At 59.8% G+C, this 20,483-nt stretch carries 21 protein-coding genes and 1 pseudogene; 16 read left to right on the top strand and 6 right to left on the bottom strand.

Annotated features, from left to right (window positions below; all coding sequences use genetic code 11):
• Positions 1-395, bottom strand: a 395-nt coding sequence (locus tag EVC45_RS32010; protein ID WP_129962171.1) for a helix-turn-helix domain-containing protein, incomplete at its 3' end; no start/stop codon positions are given.
• Positions 396-447: 52 nt separating this feature from the next.
• On the opposite strand from EVC45_RS32010, the pseudogene EVC45_RS32005 reads away from it, so the two are divergent.
• From EVC45_RS32005 to EVC45_RS31995, 3 genes and pseudogenes are all read left to right on the top strand, one after another.
• Positions 448-675: pseudogene (locus EVC45_RS32005) on the top strand (SDR family oxidoreductase); the annotation flags it as partial.
• 48 nt (positions 676-723) lie between these two features.
• Positions 724-969 carry a hypothetical protein gene (locus EVC45_RS32000; protein WP_129962170.1) on the top strand — a complete coding sequence of 82 codons (246 nt, stop codon included), beginning with the start codon at positions 724-726 and terminating at the stop codon, positions 967-969.
• Positions 879-1,367, top strand: coding sequence for an ABC transporter substrate-binding protein (locus EVC45_RS31995; RefSeq protein ID WP_306770807.1), 489 nt, complete (start codon positions 879-881; stop codon positions 1,365-1,367). The genes EVC45_RS32000 and EVC45_RS31995 overlap by 91 nt, the downstream gene beginning before the upstream one ends.
• 5 nt (positions 1,368-1,372) lie before the next feature.
• On the opposite strand, the gene EVC45_RS31990 is transcribed toward EVC45_RS31995, so the two are convergent.
• Positions 1,373-1,852 carry an Lrp/AsnC family transcriptional regulator gene (locus EVC45_RS31990; RefSeq protein ID WP_129962169.1) on the bottom strand — a complete coding sequence of 160 codons (480 nt, stop codon included), beginning with the start codon at positions 1,850-1,852 and terminating at the stop codon, positions 1,373-1,375.
• A gap of 143 nt (positions 1,853-1,995) precedes the next feature.
• Between EVC45_RS31990 and EVC45_RS31985 the strand changes: the two genes are divergently transcribed.
• From EVC45_RS31985 to EVC45_RS31975, 3 genes are read left to right on the top strand one after another with little or no spacing between them, the layout of a single operon-like run.
• Positions 1,996-3,159 carry a M20 aminoacylase family protein gene (locus EVC45_RS31985; protein ID WP_129962168.1) on the top strand — a complete coding sequence of 388 codons (1,164 nt, stop codon included), beginning with the start codon at positions 1,996-1,998 and terminating at the stop codon, positions 3,157-3,159.
• Between the two features lie 17 nt (positions 3,160-3,176).
• On the top strand, positions 3,177-4,433 hold the full coding sequence (locus EVC45_RS31980) for a Zn-dependent hydrolase (RefSeq protein ID WP_129962167.1): 1,257 nt from the start codon (positions 3,177-3,179) through the stop codon (positions 4,431-4,433).
• Positions 4,434-4,485: 52 nt separating this feature from the next.
• Positions 4,486-5,715, top strand: a complete 1,230-nt coding sequence (locus tag EVC45_RS31975) for a diaminopropionate ammonia-lyase (protein ID WP_129962166.1) — start codon at positions 4,486-4,488, stop codon at positions 5,713-5,715.
• A 178-nt stretch (positions 5,716-5,893) separates the two neighbouring features.
• Here EVC45_RS31975 and EVC45_RS31970 read toward each other — a convergent pair whose 3' ends face one another.
• Together EVC45_RS31970 and EVC45_RS31965 are read right to left on the bottom strand one after the other, a co-directional pair.
• Positions 5,894-7,051 (bottom strand): branched-chain amino acid ABC transporter substrate-binding protein, encoded by a 1,158-nt coding sequence (locus EVC45_RS31970; protein WP_129962165.1) that lies wholly within the window; start codon positions 7,049-7,051, stop codon positions 5,894-5,896.
• 97 nt (positions 7,052-7,148) lie between these two features.
• Positions 7,149-7,901 (bottom strand): GntR family transcriptional regulator, encoded by a 753-nt coding sequence (locus EVC45_RS31965; protein ID WP_129962164.1) that lies wholly within the window; start codon positions 7,899-7,901, stop codon positions 7,149-7,151.
• 215 nt (positions 7,902-8,116) lie between these two features.
• Between EVC45_RS31965 and EVC45_RS31960 the strand changes: the two genes are divergently transcribed.
• On the top strand, positions 8,117-8,860 hold the full coding sequence (locus EVC45_RS31960) for a GntR family transcriptional regulator (protein ID WP_129962163.1): 744 nt from the start codon (positions 8,117-8,119) through the stop codon (positions 8,858-8,860).
• Between the two features lie 63 nt (positions 8,861-8,923).
• On the opposite strand, the gene EVC45_RS31955 is transcribed toward EVC45_RS31960, so the two are convergent.
• Positions 8,924-9,133, bottom strand: coding sequence for a tautomerase family protein (locus EVC45_RS31955; RefSeq protein WP_129962162.1), 210 nt, complete (start codon positions 9,131-9,133; stop codon positions 8,924-8,926).
• Between the two features lie 31 nt (positions 9,134-9,164).
• Positions 9,165-10,010, bottom strand: a complete 846-nt coding sequence (locus tag EVC45_RS31950) for an SDR family NAD(P)-dependent oxidoreductase (RefSeq protein ID WP_248295332.1) — start codon at positions 10,008-10,010, stop codon at positions 9,165-9,167.
• A gap of 406 nt (positions 10,011-10,416) precedes the next feature.
• Here EVC45_RS31950 and EVC45_RS31945 point away from each other — a divergent pair, with 406 nt between their 5' ends.
• The 9 genes from EVC45_RS31945 to EVC45_RS31905 all read left to right on the top strand — a co-directional run bounded on the left by EVC45_RS31945 (position 10,417) and on the right by EVC45_RS31905 (position 20,398).
• Positions 10,417-12,498, top strand: a complete 2,082-nt coding sequence (locus EVC45_RS31945; RefSeq protein ID WP_129962161.1) for a hydantoinase/oxoprolinase family protein — start codon at positions 10,417-10,419, stop codon at positions 12,496-12,498.
• A 16-nt stretch (positions 12,499-12,514) separates the two neighbouring features.
• The gene (locus EVC45_RS31940) at positions 12,515-14,233 is read left to right on the top strand and encodes a hydantoinase B/oxoprolinase family protein (RefSeq protein WP_129962160.1); all 1,719 of its coding nucleotides are present in this window, start codon (positions 12,515-12,517) and stop codon (positions 14,231-14,233) included.
• Between the two features lie 18 nt (positions 14,234-14,251).
• The gene (locus EVC45_RS31935) at positions 14,252-14,722 is read left to right on the top strand and encodes a RidA family protein (protein ID WP_129962159.1); all 471 of its coding nucleotides are present in this window, start codon (positions 14,252-14,254) and stop codon (positions 14,720-14,722) included.
• Positions 14,723-14,785: 63 nt separating this feature from the next.
• Positions 14,786-15,619 (top strand): ABC transporter substrate-binding protein, encoded by an 834-nt coding sequence (locus EVC45_RS31930; protein ID WP_129962158.1) that lies wholly within the window; start codon positions 14,786-14,788, stop codon positions 15,617-15,619.
• Positions 15,620-15,827: 208 nt separating this feature from the next.
• Positions 15,828-16,592 carry an amino acid ABC transporter ATP-binding protein gene (locus EVC45_RS31925; protein WP_168991575.1) on the top strand — a complete coding sequence of 255 codons (765 nt, stop codon included), beginning with the start codon at positions 15,828-15,830 and terminating at the stop codon, positions 16,590-16,592.
• 12 nt (positions 16,593-16,604) lie between these two features.
• Complete coding sequence (locus EVC45_RS31920) at positions 16,605-17,276, top strand: amino acid ABC transporter permease (RefSeq protein WP_129962156.1); 672 nt, start codon at positions 16,605-16,607, stop codon at positions 17,274-17,276.
• 10 nt (positions 17,277-17,286) lie between these two features.
• Positions 17,287-17,952 (top strand): amino acid ABC transporter permease, encoded by a 666-nt coding sequence (locus EVC45_RS31915; RefSeq protein WP_129962155.1) that lies wholly within the window; start codon positions 17,287-17,289, stop codon positions 17,950-17,952.
• A gap of 59 nt (positions 17,953-18,011) precedes the next feature.
• Positions 18,012-19,304, top strand: a complete 1,293-nt coding sequence (locus tag EVC45_RS31910; RefSeq protein WP_129962154.1) for an FAD-binding oxidoreductase — start codon at positions 18,012-18,014, stop codon at positions 19,302-19,304.
• Between the two features lie 62 nt (positions 19,305-19,366).
• Positions 19,367-20,398 (top strand): proline racemase family protein, encoded by a 1,032-nt coding sequence (locus tag EVC45_RS31905; RefSeq protein ID WP_129962153.1) that lies wholly within the window; start codon positions 19,367-19,369, stop codon positions 20,396-20,398.
• Positions 20,399-20,483: the final 85 nt, after the last annotated feature.

The raw sequence follows: 20,483 nt of genomic DNA, 5'->3' as shown, positions 1-20,483 counted from the left end.
GGCTGAGCGTAGATAGCCGTGTAGATGGTTTCATGCGATACGTGCTGGGTCGGGTCGGTCGGATACATGCGCCTAAGTGTGCCCGATATCTGCTGGGGCGACCACTTCCAGTCCAGCAACGTGAGCACAACCCGCCAGCGAACGCCTTGCGTGCAAAGCTTGGCGGGGCCGCGCCCAGCCCTCCGGCGGGCGGCGCACTGCGCTTGCGCTGGCACTGATGCGTAGCCAGCAGGAGCGCTGTTTCGCGTCAGTTCACGGCTCACGGTGGACGGCGAGCGCCCGAGCATTCGGGCCATGGCCCGAATGCTCACATCCTGCAGTCGCAGGCTTGCGATGGCGAGGCGTTCTTCAGGTTGAAGATGCTGGTATGAAGTAGAAGTAGTTTTGTCGGGCATTGCAACACCTTATACGAGATAAGTGTTGCACCTCGCTTTTGAGGCCGCCATGCTATTCGCAGACGCGCATGCAAGTGAAAACATTCGCATGAACAATGTTCTGCCCGGGTGGATCGACAGTCTTCCCGCTACGGAAGAACGTCGTCAAAGCGTTCCGATGCAACGATACGGCACCAGCGAAGAGATCGCGGCAACGGTTGCGTTCCTGGCGTCGGACGGCGCGGGGTATATCACAGGCCAGAACATCCGGGTCGATGGCGGGCTTACCCGCTCCATTTGATTCGCGCACCTCGTAACAGGATGTCCGGCCCTGGAAGAAGAGGGCCGCGTGCAACCTCGCGTTGATAGCAGCGCGATGGACCAGGCTGCCCGGAAAGTGGCGCTGCTCGGAAGGTCAGCATCGGGAAAAGATATCGAAAGTGCCCGCATTTCGATAGAAATTTGCAGCAAGGTCATCGCGGCTGATTTTGGCTACCGGCGCGCATCACTAGCCGTCAGCCAGAAGGTATTGCTTTCACGGTTGGCGACACGCAAGCAGCGTCATTTGTTCAGCATGCGCAAAGGCTCGGCTTGAAGGTGAAGTCCATTGCCGGCGACGAAGCGTGCACTCCCCAGTTCATCGAACTGGCTGGGTCTTCGATGGACAAGGACATCTACTGCACCCTCGCGGGCGTGCCGCCTGTAAAGATGCCGCAAGGACCCGAATTTTTCAAACGCTATCAGCAGCGGTTAGGTGTTCCCGTGCAGCTGTATGCCCCGTATGCCTACGACGCGGTGCTCGCGATGGCGGACGCAATGCAGGCTGCGGGATCGACAGACCCCAAGGTGTATCTGCCGAAGCTGCGGGCCTCGAAGCTGGACGGCGTGACGGGCGCCATCCAGTTTGACGGGAATGGGGATATCCGTAACGGCGCAATTACCGTTCGCCAGTTTGATCAGGGCAACTGGACCGACAAGTCAGTCGTGCGTTGACGGCCTCAGCCTCCCACGGGAGCCACGGGTACACCGAGCCCTACCTTCACGTTGCTCATGCTCACCAGCGTCTTGAAGCGTTTGACGTTGTTGTTTGAGAAGAACAGTTGTCGCGTGAGGGCCGTGTACTCGTCCATGTTGCGGACCGTCAGGATCAGCACGAAGTCCCATTCTCCCGCGACGTAGTAGCACTGCTGGATTTCCGGGCACTGTGCGAACGTGCGCTTCATCGAATCGAGCAGATCGATCTGCTCGCTCTCGACGTCGACCGTCGCGACGATCGTCAGCGCATAGCCGACCTTCTCGGGCGCGACGATAGCGGCGTAGTTGCGAATGACGCCTTCGTCCGACATCCGTCGCAATCTGCGATTGACGGCGGCTGTAGACAGGTTGACGCGTGCGCCCAGCTCGTTCTGAGGAATGTGCGCGTCGCGTTGGACTTCCATCAATAGCTTGAGATCAAAATCGTCCAGGCTGAGTGTCATGGCGTTTCGGCTGGAAGCTTGAGAGCGAGATATTTTTGCATGAGAGGGGTCGATTTAGGGATTTTTTCTAACGACCCGAGGAATATTATTTCCTTGACCGACATGAGCATTCCACGAACTTCATGAGCCAAGGACGTCCGACAATGGAAAGCACGCTGCAAGGCCAGCTGAAAAGCTGGCGCCAGTATTTGCACCAACATCCCGAAACCGGCTTTGAGGAAGTCAATACCTCTGACTATGTGGCGAACATTCTCAGGACGCTTGGACTGGAGGTGCACCGCGGCATCGGTGGTACTGGACTCGTTGCCAACCTGACGGTCGGAGATGGGAAACGGGCTATCGGCCTGCGCGCCGACATGGATGCGCTGAACATCGCGGAGCAGGCACCCGATCGGGCGCATGCTTCCCGCAACGCCGGAAAAATGCACGCGTGCGGGCACGACGGGCATATGTCGATGATCCTGGGGGCAGCCCGACTCCTTGCTGAACGGCGCGATTTCAACGGCACTGTCCGTTTCATCTTTCAGCCCGCAGAAGAGCATGGTCGTGGCGCGAAAGCGATGATGGCCGACGGCCTGTTCGAACGGTTTCGGGTCGATGCGATCTTTGGCGCGCACAACATGCCGGGCATGCGCGCGGGAACGTTTGCAACGCGTCCGGGCGGCATCATGGCGAGTGAGGACAACTTCGTCATTCACATCAAGGGGCGGGGCACGCACGCCGCACGTCCGCACATGGGGGTGGATCCGATCGTCATCGCTTCGCAGATCGTGATGGCACTGCAGACGGTCGTATCGCGCAATCTCGACCCGAGTTTGCAGGCAGTGATCTCCTGTACGGAATTCATTACTGACGGCCTGAGAAACGTCATCCCGTCGAATGTCATCATCAAGGGGGACACGCGAAGCTATTCGCGCGAAGTCCAGACGCTGCTCGAGACTCGCATGCGCGAAGTATGCGAAGGCATTTGCCGTACGCACGGCGCCGATTGCACCTTTGAGTACACGCACGAGTTCGCTCCGACTGTGAACTCGGAGCAATACGTGGAGGTCGCGGTCAAGGCGGCGCGCAATGTCGCGGGAGCGGATTGCGTCGACGCCAATGTTCAGCAAATGATGATTTCGGAAGACTTTGGTGCGTTCCTGCAGGTCGTTCCCGGCAACTTCATTTTCATAGGCAATGGCGAGTCGGCAGGAGAGGGCGGCACGCCGTTGCACAACGCCACTTACGATTTCAATGACGGAATCCTTCTGACAGGCGCGCGGTATTTTGCCGAGATCGCCCGGCTCGAGTTGCCGTGTGGCTAAGGATTGAAGGGACATAAATGAATACCTCTGCATCTTCGTCACTGAAACTCGACGGCGCGGTCCTGCTTCGGCAATTACATCAACTCGGCGAACTGGGCGCCGATCGCGAGGTCGGCGGACGGACTCGCATCGCACTCACTGACGATGAGCGCGCTGGTCGCGATCTTGTCGTCAGATGGATGCGCGAGCTGGACCTCGATGTCCGCGTCGATCGCATCGGCAATGTTTTCGGCACGTTGCGGTCCGATTCCGATGACGGCATCCAGCGTCCGCTGATGATGGGGTCGCACATCGACACGGTTAAGAACGCCGGCGCGCTGGATGGCTGTTACGGCGTACTGGCAGGGCTCGCAGTCGCAAGAGCATTCCGTCGGGCAGGCATCAAGCCGCAGCGTTCCATCACTATCGGCGCCTTCACCAATGAAGAGGGCATCCGGTATCAGCCGGACATGATGGGTTCGCTGGTGTGCGCTGGCGGCCTCTCTGTCGAGGCAGCGCTGGACACGATTGGCATCGACGGCACCCGCCTTGGCGATGAGCTCGAGCGGATTGGCTATGCAGGCGGCCTCGAGCCCGGCGCAATCGTTCCGCACGAATATCTCGAGCTGCACATCGAGCAGGGCCCGATTCTCGAAGCGGAAAACATCCGCATAGGGGTTGTCGAGAACCTCCAAGGTATCTCGTGGCAGCAAATTACCGTTGAGGGCAACGCCAATCACGCAGGTACGACGCCGACGCATCTTCGTCATGATGCGGGCTGGGCGGCCGCTGCTGTTTCGACGTTCCTGCGCGAACTGGCCGTTGCTGCGGGTACTACGCTGGCCACGATCGGCATGCTGCGCATCGAGCCGAACGTCATCAACGTCATTCCGCGCAAGGCGGTGTTCACTGTGGATCTGCGCGATCCGGACGAACATCGTCTGCAAGACGCCGAGCGGCGCCTGGCGGAATTCCTGCTGGAGGTTGCGGAAAAGGAGGGCGTGAGGATAACGACCGAACGGTTGGTCCGTTTCGAGCCGGTCGTATTCGATGCTGCTCTGGCAAACGCGATCGAAGCTTCGGCGGAGCGCCTTGGCTTCACGCATCGTCGGATGACATCGGGCGCCGGCCATGATGCCCAGATGATCGCGCGCATCGCGCCGGCCGCGATGATATTCGTGCCGAGCCGCGGCGGCATCAGCCACAACCCGCGTGAACACACGGACGACGATCAGCTCATTGATGGCGCAAACGTGCTGCTGGACGTCGTGCTCAAGCGCCTCACAGAGAAGTGAAGCCGGTCCGTATTCGCCAATTCACATCATTCATTTCTGGAGTATCACGGTCATGCTGGTAGTCAATCCACGTGCAACGCGCACCTCGTATCCCGGTGAGTTGAAAGAGATTCTCAGCGTCGAGAAAGCACAGGAAAGCCGTGCCTGGCTTTCCTGCTGGGACAAGATTTCCCCCGAGCGAACGCCACTGCGTGAGTTGCCCGGGCTGGCCGCCAGGCTTGAGGTCGACAGCATCAGCATCAAGGACGAGTCAGCGCGCTCTGTACTGGGTAGCTTCAAGGCACTGGGCGCGCCTGTTGCACTGGTACGCCTGATTCAGAGGCTGTGGCCGAATCATGATCTCGACGCCCGTGGCCTTTTCGAAGGTCGCTATCGGGATCTGCTGACGCATTTCACTGTGGTTAGCGCTACGGATGGCAACCACGGTAAGGGGCTGGCTGCCGCTGCGCAAACGCTGGGTTGCCGTTGTGTGATCGTGCTGCACGCCAACGTCAGCGTCGAGCGCGAGAAGGCGATTGCCGCTTACGGTGCGGAGATTGTCCGGATCACCGGAAACTACGATGAATCGGTCGAAGAGGCGGCTCGCCTGGCTTCTCGGAACGGCTGGCGCGTCGTTTCCGACACGTCATACGACGGTTATGAAGAGATCCCGCGTGATGTGATGCAAGGCTACGGAACGATTGCCGCGGAGATCGTCGAGCAGACCGATAGCCAGCCGAATCAGCCGCCCTACACACATGTGTTTCTTCAGGGCGGTGTTGGCGGCCTCGCGGCAGGATTGGTCAGTTACCTGTGGGAATTCCATGGTGAGCATCGTCCGCGATTCGTCGTGGTCGAACCACAGCAGGCGGACTGTCTGTACCAAAGCGCATTGGCTGGACGCGCCGCGCGTGCGACGGGCACCGTCGACTCCGTGATGGCAGGGCTCGCATGCGGTGAAACCTCCCCGCTCGCGTGGAAGTTTCTGCAGCCTGGCGTCGATGCATTCATGACGATCAGCGACGGCGATGCAGTGAACGCCATGCGTATCCTGGCGGCAGGCAGCGATGCAGATGCACCGATCGTTGCGGGCGAGTCGGGTGTAGCAGGTCTCGCCGGTCTCATGGTATTGCTGCAGGACCAGCAGTTGGCGAGGCAAGTTGGCCTTGATGGTTCTTCCCGCGTCTTGCTCGTCAACACCGAAGGTGCGACCGCGCCTGCAACCTATCGGGAACTGGTCGGCGAGTCAGCCGAATCCGTCCTCGAGCGCCAGGTAGCCTGGTGCGCCAAAGCGATGGTCTGAGCGAAGTCGCGCTCGCTCCTGGCCTGATGACGTCTACCGGGCTGTAGTCTGCTCGAGACTCGCTTCAGCACTGCCGGGATTGCTGTTGTGGTGCGAGGGGCCCGCAATGCAGTAGCGCGGTTGCCCGGAAGCGAGCCTGCCTGAGCGGCGCCTGAACTTTGCGAGCAGAGGGCGCAGATCACTTTGCCAAGGTCTTCTCTACCGCTAAAACGACCCATTTTCCATCCTGTTCTTCGTAGAGAGTTGCCGAAGCGTTTCTGAGGTCGCCTGTCTGGGTGAATGCGATCGTGCCGGTGATTCCGTCAAAGGAATTCGTTCGCAGGGCTTTGATGTATTGTTTTGGGTCGGTCGAGTCGGCCGCTTTCATTGCATTGATCATTGCCCATGCAGCGTCGTAGGCGAGCGGAGCGAACTGCACGATCCCAACGCCGAACCGGGCCTTCAGCTTGGCGTCGAGTTCGGCCGCTCGAGGCATTCGGTCGCGCGGAAGCCCGTATTCCCAGCTGAGCATTCCTTTCGCGCCTTTGCCGGCGAGTTGAAGAAAATGGTCGTTCGTGAATCCACCTTCTCCCATGAACCTGGCCTTGATACCTAGCTGACGAATCTGTTTCGCCAGACCGGCGGCTTGAATGTCCTGACCGACGTAGAAGATCAGGTCAGGGTTCAAACCCTTGATCGTCGTAAGCAGGGCTCGGAAGTCGATGGAGTTCGCCGTGGTGTACTGCCAGGTGACGAGTTGAGCGCCACGCTTCTGAATTGCCTTTACGTATTCCGTAACGAGGTTTGTGCCGTAGTCGGTGCTATCGTCAATGACCGCGATACGCTTCGCCCCCAACTGCTCAACCGAATAAGTTGCCGCGAGCAGCGCCATTTGATCGTCATTGCTGATTGTCCGAAAGGTGGTTTCGAACCCTTGCGCGGTGTACGAAGGCGAACTCGACGTCGGCGATATCTGCGGGATTCCGGCTCGCCGGTACACTGCGGATGCCGCGACAGAACATCCAGAATTGTAGTGACCAATGACGCCGCTCACACCCTCGTCGACAAAGCGCTGCGCGACTAGCACAGCGGTTTTCGGGTCAGCGGCATCGTCCTGGCCATCGATCTGGAACGCGACCTTCTTTCCACCAATGTGGAGACTTTGCGCGTTGGCTTGCTCGAAAGCGAGACGAGCGGCATTCTCGACATCCTTTCCATTCGATGCCGAAAACCCGGTTAGCGGTGCAGCGATCCCTATCTTGACCACCACCACATCTTCCGACTTTCCGATTTCTTGCGCGCCGGCGTCGACCGAGAAAAGCAGGATGATCGCGAGAACAAAGGTACGAAGAGACATTAGTGCTCCACAAACAATTTTCTGTGCAAAGGGGGTATCAGCCGTTACCGTGCGTGACCGGGCAACAAGCAGAAAACGCCGATCCGTCGGGCTCTGGTCAATTTGTCTTGCCCCGACGTGCTTTAAGGTTCTTGAGGCGTCCGGTAGGATCCAATGGCATTTGCCCAATCTCTGGCGAGTCGCGGTTCGCCAGATGAGCAGTGAGTTTCTTCCCCTCGGTCATGTTGTGTGCTTCGGCCAGCCTGCCCGCTTCCTCGACATTCCCTGCCAGAATCGCCTCGGCGATCGGACGATGCTGTTCGACGATAGCGTCTCCGCTCTCGACAAGGGAATCGCTCGAGCGGATATAGATTCGAATCTGGCGCTCGATGACTTCGTACTGGCTCTTCAGGCGTCCATGATCGGCGAGATCGATCATGGCTTTGTGGAACGCGAAGTCTGCTTCGGCAATTGCCCGTTCGTGCGATGAGGCACAAGCACGTTCAAGGGCGGCAAAGCAGCTGCGAATCTTGTCCCGCTTCGCGGTGTTCAGCGTGGCAGCCACCAGTTGAGCAGCAAGACGCTCCAGGCTCGACCTCAGCGTGTAGAGCTCCCAGACGTCCTTCGGGTGCAAGGTGATGACCGTCCAGCCCGTGTACGGAACGAGTGTGGTGAGCCCTTCCCTGGCGAGGTGATGCAGCGCGGCTCTGACAGTCGCGCGCGAAAGATCCATCTCCTCCGCGAGTTGAATTTCCGTGATTCGGGCACCGGCGGGCAAATCTCCGCTGATGATCGATTCGCGAAGGATGTCGACGGCTTGCGATCCCATCGACTGCTTGACGATCCTGGGTACCTTCAGAACAGAGGACATTTGAATTGCTCTCACCTGGATAAGGCGCTACTTCAGCCGGACCGAATATTTATCGTTGGGATTCATCATTGTAGACAATTCACAACTAATTAAGCCGCATCTCGAAACCGATCGTCGTTCGCTCGATGCGCCAAAAAGAAGAGTATAATTGTCGGCATTACGTCGACAATAGTTCGAACATTTTCGACTCGGCGGCAGACATGGTGGACAGGAAAATGGCAAAAGACACGATAGCGGACATTCAGGGCGCCAAGGAAACGGGCACGGCACGGGTTTATGTCGCATTGCGCAACGAAATCCTCACGATGAAGCTTGCTCCGGGGACGCATCTCGACGAGTCGGGCGTTGCGGAACGCTTCGGTGTGTCGAGATCGCCCGTACGCGAGGCGCTGGTTCGTCTGTCGGCGGAAGGGCTCGTGAACATCCTGCCGAATCGAGGCAACGTCGTTGCGCCCATGGACTTCGGCCGTGTGCCGGAATTCCTGGATGCACTGGATCTGCTGCAGCGCGTGACGACCCGCCTCGCTGCCCTGCACCGGACCGACGACGATATCCAGACCATTCGACTGGCGGCGAAGGCTTACGAAAAGGCAGCGGCGACGAGCATCAAGAAGCACAATAGCCTGGAGATGATCGAGAAGAACTACGAGTTCCACATGGCTGTCGCCAGGGCTGGAAGGAACGTGTATTTCGCAGATATTTATCGCCGCTTGCTGGAGGAAGGGCGACGGATGCTCAACCTTCACTTCCAGTTTCAGACCCTCGCGAACATGAGCTCCGAGCAAATGGCGAGCGACCATACGGAGATGGTGGCCGCGATCGAAGCAGGCGACGCTGACTGGGCCGAGGCCACCGCGCACCAGCACGCGGTTCAGTTCAAAGGCCGCTTCATGCAATTCCTCGATAGAAACCTGACGGCGCAGATGCCGATTAATTATCCGACGAGCAAATCGGCATGAAGTACAGCGCGCTTCGCGCGATTTTGTAAGACTTCAGGGCAGCCTTCCTCGCTCGCCGTATCTTCAGCTTTTTTGCGTGTGAGCAGTCGCATGACCGGAAACCAGCCGGCCTCCGATCGCCCAACTTGCGTGCGCCCTTTCGTCGAATACGATTTGCACATCGGCCAGTGTGCATCCAGTGATGCGGACGGTTTCGCGCGTGAGCGCCTCGGCGAGTTCGGATTTTTGCTCCAGAGTCCTCCCTGCGAGCATTTCCACGTGAATGATGGGCATTGCAGTTCCTTCGGCGGGTGAGGGTTGGTCGTTACTCAGGTTGCGATGCGAAAGCCAGATAGGCAGTTGAGACGAGCCAGCCGCAATCTATCGGTAGCGTGACACCGGTAATCGCGGCGGCTTCGCCCGAACAAAGGAAGTAGACCGCATCGGCGACTTCGGAGGGCTTGACGAACCGGCGCAGCGCTGAACGTTCGACCACGGCGTTCGGATCGCGTTGACCACTGTCGATGCGCGCCTGCATTGCCTGCGTCAGTGTGTAGCCCGGCGCGACCGCATTCACCCGAACGCCGTGCGGGCCCCATTCGGCGGCCATGGTTTCCGTCAGCGCTTTGAGCCCCGATTTGCCGACGGTATAGGCGACCTGTGCGGACGAGCGGAACGTCGTCATCGAGCATAGATTGATGATCGATCCGCGGCCTGCTTCGCACATGGAGGCGCCGAATGCCCGCGATGCGATCAACGTCCCGCGCACGTTGATCTGAAACAGGCGGTCGAATTCCGCGAGATCCATGTCCAACACGCGCACGGCGTTCTGCAGGATGCCCCCGGCATTGACCAGCGCATCGGGTGCGCCGTATTCCGCGATCACTGTCGAGGCGAACTCGGCGATCGAGACTTCGCTCGCCAGATCGACGTGGTGAAAATGGGCGTCGAGTTTCTCATCCCGCAGTTCCTCGGCAACACGCTCCCCGCCGCCAGCATTCACGTCCGCCAGGATCACACGATGCCCGGCGCGAGCGAAGCGACGCGCGCAGGCTTCGCCGATGCCGCTCGCGCCGCCCGTTACTACCACTGATTCACGATTGTCAGACATTTTCCTCTCCCGATGTGGACCCGCGCTCCTCGCGCTTGCCAGCCTGAAATCGACCATCATTTGGTCGATCTAATGCCGACAATCGTCGCATTGACAAAAGCTTATGTCAATAAATCCTGCGGTTTCAAGCTGATCCATGTATACCCCTATGTGAGGCTAAACCCCATACGCAGAAGTCATCTAGGCACATAGAAAGTCCCCCAATATTTTTTTCATGTTGACATTGTCGGTTTTTGATCGACAATGCGATCCATGGACGAGATGCACTTGTCGCGATGAAATAGCTGTAGAGGTTGTGTCGACACACGCAGCGAATAATTGTCGCCAATCATCAATTCCATGCGAGCCGGAACATTGCTGTTTCGCGGATGAGCAAACGGCAAGCGGCGGGCACCTTCAACTTGGAACCCGAGCCAGCGCCAAGGTCTGACGGCCTCGGACGGCTCGAGAACGATCGGGAATCGATATGGCAAGCGCGAGAATTGGGGTCGACATCGGCGGCACTTTCACGGACCTTGTGTTGCTCGACGACAAGGGATATGTGACTTTCACGAAAGTCTCTTCGACACCCGCGGCACCTGAGGAGGCAGTGCTGACGGGCGTGCGACGCATCCTCGAACAGGCGGGAATGAAGACATCCGATGTCACCGAGGTGCTGCACGGCACGACGGTCGGGTCGAACACCATGCTGCAGAAGGTCGGCGCGAAGTGCGGACTCATCACCACGAAGGGTTTCAGGGATGTCCTCGAAATCGGCCGGGTGCGCACACCGACCATGTTCGACCTTTCGTGGGACAAGCCGGTGCCGCTGGTCGAGCGCCGCTATCGTCTGGAGATTGATGAGCGGGTGCTGGCATCCGGCGATGTGCTGCGTCCGACGCCGGTCGACCAGGTCATCGCGGCAGGCAAGTTCTTCCAGAGCGAAGGTGTCGAGTCCGTCGCGATCTGCTTCATCAATTCGTACAAGAACGGCGCGAACGAAAAAGCGGCGCTGGAAGCCTTCCAGCAAGCGTTCCCCGACATCAGCGTAACTGCGTCGATCTCGGTGCTGCCCGAACTGCGCGAGTACGAGCGCACCTCGACGACGGTCGTGAACGCCTATGTGCTGCCGGCATTGCGGACCTATCTGCAACGTCTGGAGTTGGGACTCGAGCGGATCGGCGTCAATGCGCCGCTGCTGGTGAGCAATTCGAACGGCGGCTTGTCCAGCGCACGGATCGCTCAGGACACGCCGGTGTTCTTCATCTCGTCCGGTCGCTCGGCAGGTGTGGTCGGCGCGGGACGGCTCGGTGACGCGATCAGGGAGAAAGAACTCGTGGTCTTCGACATGGGCGGCACGACCGCATCCGCGTCGCTGATTCACGAAGGGCAACTCGCGCGCACCAACGAGTACGAATTCCGGGCCGGTATCTCGACGCCTAGCCGCTTCATCAAGGCAGGCGGCTACATGATGCGCGTGCCGACCATCGACGTCGCCGAAGTCGGCAGCGGTGCGGGTTCGATTGCATGGACTGACGCGGGCGGCCTGCTCAACGTCGGTCCGGTGTCGGCGGGTGCATTCCCCGGACCGGTGTGCTATGGCATCGGCGGCGAAAAGCCCACCGTCACGGATGCGAACGCCATTCTCGGTTTCCTGCCGCAGAAGCTTGCGGGCGGCACGATGGAACTGAACATCCAGGCCGCGCGCGATGCGGTCGAAAAGTTGCTCGCGAAGCCATTGGGTATCGGTGTCGAGGAGACGGCGGTCGGCATTCGCGAAGTCGTGAACGTCAACATGGCGCGGACCATCAAGGCGGTTACCGTGGAGCGTGGTGTCGATCCGCGCGATTTCACCCTCGTTGCGTTCGGCGGTTCCGGTCCCGTGCACGCATGCGATCTGGCTCGCGCGCTCGACATGAAGCGCGTCGTGTTCCCGGCGGCGCCGGGCGTCTTTACAGCAATGGGCATGCTGGCCGGCGCGGTGGAGCGCTACTTCGTACGCCCGTCATTGAGCCTGCTCGATACGCTCGACATTGATGCACTCGCGAACGTTGTGACGGAAATGCGCGAGGATGCGCGCCGTGCGTTGGCGGACGAAGGCTATTCGTCCGACCGCATCGAATACGTGTTCGATCTCGACATGCGTTTCAAGGGGCAGGACTACGAGATTCCGGTCCGCATTCCCGCAGAACTGAGCGAAGGCTCGCGTGAAGCGTTGCGCCGGGGATTCCGCGACGCCTACGCCGCGATCTACGGCTACGCATCCAACGATGCGATCGAATGCGCCAACGTCCGCCTGCTCGCACGCGGCATTGCGACCAGCACGCTCGACTTCAATGACATCCGCAGCGCGAAATCGGCAGGGAGCGTCGAGGAAAAGAGCACGCGTCGTGTCTACTTCGATCGCAAGACGGGGTGGGTCGATACGCCCATCGTGCCGCGCTCGAAACTCGATAAGCCGCTCACGGGGCCTGTGATTCTCGAAAGCTCCGATACCACGATCGTGATCCCGCCGGGCTGGCGCGTGAGCACCGACAAGGTAGGCAGCGTGATTGCCTCACTCGACTGAATTCACTGGAGTAGTCATGACCCAACGTAACGTTGACCCGATCACTTTCGCGGTTGTCAAAAACGCGCTCGACACCATTGTCGACGACATGGCCTTCGCGGTGATGCGCACCGCCCGTTCACCGATCATTCGCGACGTGCTCGACTATTCGGTCACGATGTGCGATGCCAAAGGCCGCATTCTCGCGCAGGCGAAAACGGTGGCACTGCATCTGGGCGCGGTGCCCGATGCGGTGGACGTGATCATCGACAAGTATGCCGCCTCCGTCGAACCCGGCGACGTCATCATCCTGAACGATCCGTATGAAGGCGGCATGCACCTGCCGGACATCTTCATGTTCAAGCCGATCTTTCACGAAAAGAGGCTGCAGGGCTTCTCGGTGGTCATCGCGCACCACTGCGATGTCGGTGGACGCGTGCCGGGCTCCAACGCGGCCGATTCAACCGAGATCTTCCAGGAAGGCATCCGCATTCCGCCGACGAAGCTGTACATGCGCGGCGAGCCGAACGAGACGCTCATCAACATCATCAAGAAGAACGTGCGTCTGCCGGACCTGGTGCTCGGCGACCTCGACGCACAGCTTGCCACCTGCAACATCGGTGAGCGCGAACTGCTTCGCATGATCGACCGCTACGGCGAAGAGAACCTGCAAAGCTATTTCGATGAGCTGCTGGACTACGGTGAAAGACTGACGCGTCAAGCGATCGAAGCATGGCCCGATGGCGTGTACCAGTTCACGGATTACATCGACAACGATGGTTTCTCCGAGGACGCGATCCCCATCAAATGCGCGATCACCGTGGCGGGATCGAAGGTCAGCGTCGACTTCACCGGCTCGTCGCCGCAAGTGCGCGGCGCGATCAACTCGACGCTCTCGTTCGTGAAGTCGGCGACGTACCTCAGCGTGCGCTGTGCGCTCGAAGCCGACGTGCCGAATAACGCGGGCGTTTATCGCTGCATCGAGATCACCGCGCCGGAAGGCTCGATCCTCAACCCGCGCATGCCGGCTCCGGTCGCCGCGCGCGCACTGACGGGTTATCGCGTGGTCGATTGCGTGCTCGGCGCGCTGGCGCAGATCGCACCGAAGAAGGTGATGGCGGCGGGCGAAGGCGGCAACACGGTCATTGCATTGAGCGGCTATGCGAAAGGCTCGAGCGAGCCGTTCATCCTGGTCGACATGATCAACGGTGCGTGGGGTGGCCGCTACAACAAGGACGGCGTCGAAGGCGTGACCAACCCGTCGCAGAACATGTCGAACATGCCGATCGAGACGCTCGAAGCGCGCTATCCGATCGTGATGGAAGCGTACGGCTTCGCCGCGGATTCGGGCGGCGCCGGCGAGTATCGCGGCGGCCTCGGGCTGGTGCGCGAATACCGCATCGAAGCGGAAGAAGTGGTCGCGCAGATCCGTTCGGATCGCGCGAATCATGCGCCCTATGGTTTGTTCGGCGGTGGCTCGGGCGCCTGTTCGGCGAACTATCTGCGCTCGGCTGAAGGCTTGTCGCCGCTGCCCAGCAAGTTCACCCGGACGCTGCACCGCGGCGCGATCATCCGGCACGAGCAGGCAGGCGGCGGTGGTTATGGCGATCCGCTGGCTCGCTCACTCGAGCGCATCGATGCGGACCTCGCGAACGGCAAGATCACCCGCCAATACGCGCAAGAGCGGCACAAAGTCGTGTTCGACGGCGATCAGATCGACCGGGCCCGTTCGGATGCGGCACGCAAAGCGAAGTAATCGAAAGGAGACGACCCGATGAATCAGAGTTTGAAAGACCGCCTGCACGAACTGGGTATCGCGTTGCCGCAATCCGCGCCCAAGCCCGGTGCGAATTTCCTGCCGGTCAAGAAGGTGGGCAACCTCCTGTACGTGTCAGGCCAGGTACCCGTGCTCGACGGCGTGGATCAGTACGTCGGCAAGCTCGGCAAAAGCGTGTCGATCGAGGATGGTCAGGCCGCCGCGCGACTCTGCGCCGTCAACATGCTGGCGCAGGTGGACCGCGCGGTGGAAGGGGACTTCAACCGAATCGCAGGATGCGTCCGGCTTGGCGGCTTCGTCAACGCGACGGAAGACTTCACCGACCATCCGAAGGTAATCAACGGCGCATCGGATCTGATGGTGGCGGTACTCGGCGACGCGGGCCGGCATACGCGTGCCGCCGTGGGATGTATTTCACTGCCGAGAGGCGTAGCGGTCGAGCTCGAAGGCATCTTTGAACTCAAGTAAGGCATGAGCGTGTAGCAGCAAACATAACTGTCGATTGAATCCCCTAATTTGTAGAGGTTGATCATGTTGAAGATGTCTCGAGTCCTTGGCCGCGCTCTGGTCGGCGCAACGGTGTTTGGTGCGCTTGCCGCGAGTTCGGGTGCCTACGCACAGGACAGTTCCACCTGGCAAAGCGTACGGCAGGCGGGCGTGCTTCGCTGCGGTGTCGCCACCTCGCCTCCGTACACGATGAAGGACCCGAAAACGGGCACTTATAGCGGTGTGTTTCCGGAGCTGTGCCGTCAATTCGCCGAGCAGGTGCTGAAGGTAAAGGTCGAGTATGTGGACACCACCTGGGACAACATCGTCGCAGGACTGCAATCCGAGAAATGGGATATGTCGCTGTCGCTCAATGACACGCCGGAGCGACGCAAGGCAATTTCTTTCTCCGAGCCTGTGCTCGACTACAGCGTGACCTTCGCCTACAACAGGAACAATCCGAAGGTGGCCAAGGCGATCCACACGATCGCCGACATCGACAAGCCGGGCACGACGGTCACGGTGATGTCCGGCACGGCGCAGGATAAAGCAATCTCGGCGGTGCTCAAGCAGGCGACCATCATGCGCTTGCCGGGCTTCGACGAGACCCGTCTCGCATTGATGTCCAAGCGTGCCGACCTGCTCGCCGACGACAACATGACCAACCAGCTGCTGGTCAGCGCTCATCCGGACTGGGCGGAAGCCTTCAAGCCGAACCCTCTGCTCGCGCAACAAGGTATCGCGTTCGGCATTCGCAAAGATACGCCTGCCGCAGACGTCGCGGTACTGAATCAGTTCATCGAGAAGCAGAAGCAATCGGGTGCCGTGAATCATCTCGTTGATGTGTCGGTGAAAGAAACGGTAGCCGCGACGAAATAAGCGGCCTGGATTGATGGAGCCGCGAAGATCGCGGCCCCATCAGGTTCAGACGACGGGTGAGACGTCATTGCTCTGTCGAGCGTTTGAACGAAGTTGCGAGCGCCAGCGTCGCGCTCCGCCGGAGGAGATCCTCATGTCGTTATCTCAGATACAAGTACAACCGGTGGCAAGCTCGACCGGGCCCGGAACCGTCTCGTCTTTGCCATCGATGTCTGGCGATTTTGTGCAGTTGAAAAACGTGTACAAATCATACGGCGAGAATCTGGTCGTGATGGACCGCATGAGCCTGAACATGCGCGCCGACGATCGCCTGGTCGTGATCGGCCCCAGCGGGAGCGGCAAGAGTTCGCTGCTTCGCGTGCTGATGGGTCTGGAAGGCGTGCAGGGCGGCGAGATCCTGTTTCAGGGCAAGCCTTATATTCGCGGCGCAGACGAGGGCAGATCAAAACGGATCGACCCGAAGCTGCAAAAGCAGATCGGCATGGTGTTTCAGCACTACACGCTGTTTCCACATCTTTCGGTGCTCGGCAATCTGATCCTGGCGCCGGTCAAGGTGCTGGGGCTCAGCAAGGCGGAGGCGACGGAACGCGCACGGAAGTATCTGGCGCGGCTTGGACTCGAGAGCAAGCTGCATGCGTACCCGAGCCAGCTTTCCGGTGGCCAGAAGCAACGCGTGGCGATTGCGCGAGCGCTGATGCTGGAGCCCAAGCTGATGCTCTTCGACGAAGTGACCTCCGCGCTCGATCCCGAGATGGTTATCGAAGTGCAAAACGTGATGCTGCAACTGGCCGAGCAGAAGATGGCGATGATCATCGTCACGCACGACATGCATTTCGCGCGAGACATCGCGACGCGCGTGGTGTTCTGTGCGAGCGGCAAGGTGGTCGAGGAAGGGGCGCCCGCCGAGATGTTCAAATGCCCGAAGGAAGCTCGCACGCGCGAGTTTCTGGAGAAGGTCCTTCATCTGGATTGAGCGAGGCGGGTCATGGGCTATCAGTTTGATTTCAGTTTTCTGAAGGGAAGCGCGGACGCGCTGATGCAGGGCCTGAAGGTCACGTTGGAACTGGCGTTGGCTGCCAACGTGATGGGTCTCGTGCTTGGCTTCTTTCTGTGCCTGCTGGTGATGAGCCGCTGGCAATTCGTGCGTTGGCCGGCGCAGCTCTTTATCGAATTCTTCCGCTGCACGCCGGCGTTGCTGCAGATCGTCTGGTTCTTTTATTGCATCCCGATGATGGTCGATTTCTTCATCGACCCTATCGCGATGGGTGTGCTCGCACTCGGGCTGAACCTGACGGCCTTCAACGCGGAGGCTTATCGCGCAGGGGTGCAGGCCGTCCCACGGGAGCATCTCGATGCCTGTGTCGCGTTGGGATTGAAGCCGTGGCAGCGCACCTTCTTCGTGGTTCTGCCCCAGGCGTTGCGCAGCGCGTTGCCCGTGCTGATGACCAACGGCATCGGCACGCTCCAGCAGAGCGCACTGGTCGCGATCGTCGCGGTAGCGGACCTGATGTACGTCGCGAAGAGTCTAGCGACCGAAGCTTACCGGCCGCTGGAAACCTACTCGGTCGTCGCGCTCATCTATTTCGCGCTGTCGCTTCCGATCTCGCGTCTGGTTCATGTGATCGAGCGTCGGCAAGACGCCGCCGTACAGCGTTAAGGGGATGGCAATGAATATCGATGTCGGGATCGTCGGCTCATACTGGCTCGTGCTTCTGAAGGGCCTTGCCCTCACCGTGGCATTCACGGGGGGCTGCGCAATCCTGGGAAGCCTGCTCGGCTTCGTCGTCAGCCTGTTGCGGCTGTCGCCGTCGCGCTGGGTGAAAGCGCCGACGTGGCTGTACGTGGAGCTGTTTCGCGGCACGCCGCTGCTCATTCAGCTCTTCTGGATCTTTTTCTGTTTTCCCGTGGTGTTTCGTCTGCCGATTCCGCCGTACCTGTCGGTCATCATCTCGTTGACGCTGTACATGACGGCGATCACCAGTGAGACATTTCGCGGCGCGCTCAAATCGATCTCGGGCGAGCAGCATGACGCATGTATTGCTCTCAGTCTTTCACCTCAGGTCAAAATCATCCACGTGATCTTTCCGCAGGCCTTGCTGCGCGCCATTCCGCCGCTGCTGTCGAACGTGATCAGTCTCTTCAAGGAGAGCGCGCTGATCTCGTCTGTCGGCGTCGCCGACCTGATGTACGTGGGGCAGAGCATCTCGAACGCTACGGCACGTCCGCTCGAATTCCTCACCACGGTTGGAATTATTTACTTTCTGGTTGCCTTTCCGCTGACTCGTCTGGTTGGTTTGATCGAGACGAGATTCCTTCGCCGCTTTGCATATTGAGCGCCCAGGGTATTCAATAAAAAAATCCGATCTAATTTGCAGCACGGACACTATCGAAAATGAACTCCGTACCCCGAGAGCATTTCTCCCACCCTTCGGCGGCTCCCGCAACGACCGAGCAGGCGGTTGTGATTGGTGGCGGAATCGTAGGAATCTGCTGCGCGCTTTACCTTCAGCGCGACGGCATTCAGGTCACCTTGATCGATCCGGCGGCCCCGGGCGACAGCACGGCCAAATGGAGTTGCGGTCAGATTTCGGTCGGCGAGATCATTCCGCTCTCGAAACCGGGCCTTTTGATGAAAGTGCCGGGTTGGCTGATGGATCAGACGGGTCCCCTGGCGCTTCGGCCGAGCGCACTACCGGGAATCATTCCGTGGCTGCTTCGCTTCATGTCCTGCGCCCGGCATTCGAAGATCGACAGCATCGCCCGCTCGATGGCCTCGCTGACGAAGGAGGTGTTCGCGGATTACGCGCCTTTGCTCGATGCGTGTGACGACCACGCGCTGCTCGTGCAGCGGCCCATCATGCAGGTGTTCGACGGGCCCGAAGGCGTGGAACGCGAACGCGGTCATATGGATCTTCGCCAGTCACTCGGATTCTCTTCGCAGGTGCTCAATGCATCTGAGATTGGCGATCTCGAACCGGCGCTCGCCGGCCGCTTCGCGCACGGCATCCTTCTGCCGCAGTGGCGCTTCGTGAGCGACACGGAGGCTTTTATCGCGGCACTCACAGAGAGCTTCGAAAACCACGGGGGACGACGGATCCGCGCGACGGCAGTATCGATTGATGAAGCCGCTGGACGCGCCACAGGGGTCACGCTTGCAGATGGCGAACGCGTCAGCGCGATGCATGTGGTCCTCGCCGCGGGGGCAGGCGCTAGACGCTTCTTTTCCCAACTCGGCATCAACGTTCCGCTCGAAGGTGTGGCGGGCTATCAGGCGCTTCTGCCCGATCCCGGTGTCGAATTCCGGCATTCGGTGATCTATTCAGATGGTGGATTTTGCTTCACACCGATGCGTCGCGGTCTGCAGATCGGCGGCACGATCGAGTTTTCCGGGCGAAACGCGAAGCCGAATTTCAGGCGCGCTGAAATCATCCTCGAGAAGGCGCGGCGAGTACTGCCGCAACTCAAGACCGACAAGCACGAGTTCGGTGTCGGCTATCGGCCGTTTCTGCCGGATACGAAGCCGATCATCGACCGGTCGCGACGTTTGCCGAATGTGCTGATGGCGATCGGTCATGGGCAACTGGGCTTGACGCTCGGAGCGACGACAGGCCGTTTGATTGCTGATCTGGCCACGGGTCGAACGCCGAAGCAGGATCTGGCGGCGTTCAGTGCGTATCGCTTCTGACGACGGATTTTGATGGCCGGCGGAACGTCGGATACGAAATACATTTCTTGAGTGAGTCTATCATGCGCTGGAAAAAGACACTTCAACTCGTAGGCGTGCATTGCGAAGGCGAAATTGGAAAAGTCATCACGGGTGGCGTGGTGAACATTCCGGGCAAGACGATGCTCGACAAGATGAATTACATCAACGAGGTCGACGACAGCCTGCGAAAGCTCGTTGTGCTCGAACCGCGCGGTTGCCTGCAGATGTCGGTGAACCTGCTGTTGCCTCCGACGCACCCCGAGGCGCACGCGGGCTTCATCGTGCTTCAGTCCGACAAGGCGCATCCGATGTCGGGAAGCAATTCGATTTGCGTGGTGACGGCTCTGCTAGAGATGGGAATCGTGCCGATGCAGGAGCCGGAAACCACCGTCGTGCTGGACACGCCGGCGGGCCTGGTCACTGCGCGAGCGACTTGCCGTGATGGTCGCTGCGTCGGGGTCTCGCTGAACATGGTTCCGGCTTTTGTTGAACATCTTGACCTGCCGATTGAAACAGCGGAATTTGGCAAGATCAAGGTGGATATCGCGTTCGGCGGCGTGTATTACGCGCTCGTCGATGTGGAGCAGGTCAAACTCGCCATCGCCCCGGAAAATGCGCGTCAACTGGCGGATCTGGGCGTGGAGTTGCGAAACATCATCAATGAGCAGGTGAGGATTCAGCATCCGCTCTATCCGGAGATCAACCAGATTGCTTACGTGATGTTCCGCAACCGCGTGAGTGACGTGGAGTATCAAACCTGCACGACACTGCCGCCAGGGAGAATCGACCGGTCTCCGTGTGGCACGGGCAGTTCCGCGAATCTCGCAACGCTTGCCGCTCGCGGGAGAGTGGACGTCGGAGGAAAGCTCAAGTCGCGCTCGACGATCGGAAGCGAGTTCGGCGTCGAGTTGCTCGGAAAGACCGAGGTGGGCGGTAAGGCTGCGGTGCTGCCTCGCATCAGCGGGCGCGCGTGGATTTACAGCGTCGAGCAGATCGGCGTTGACCCCGACGATCCGCTGGCGGCCGGCTTCATGCTGAGCGATACCTGGGGCGAAGGCTTTCCGAAGAAGTGACGTGTCACGCGTCCCGCCCGCGGGCGGGACGCCTTGTCGACGCCTCCCCTGCAACATCACAGTTAGTGATATGAATGACGAAGGA

The organism is Paraburkholderia sp. UYCP14C (assembly GCF_004197395.1).
Lineage (GTDB): Bacteria > Pseudomonadota > Gammaproteobacteria > Burkholderiales > Burkholderiaceae > Paraburkholderia.
Note: the sequence above shows the minus strand (reverse complement) of the source record. Positions and strands in the feature narration are given on the sequence as shown.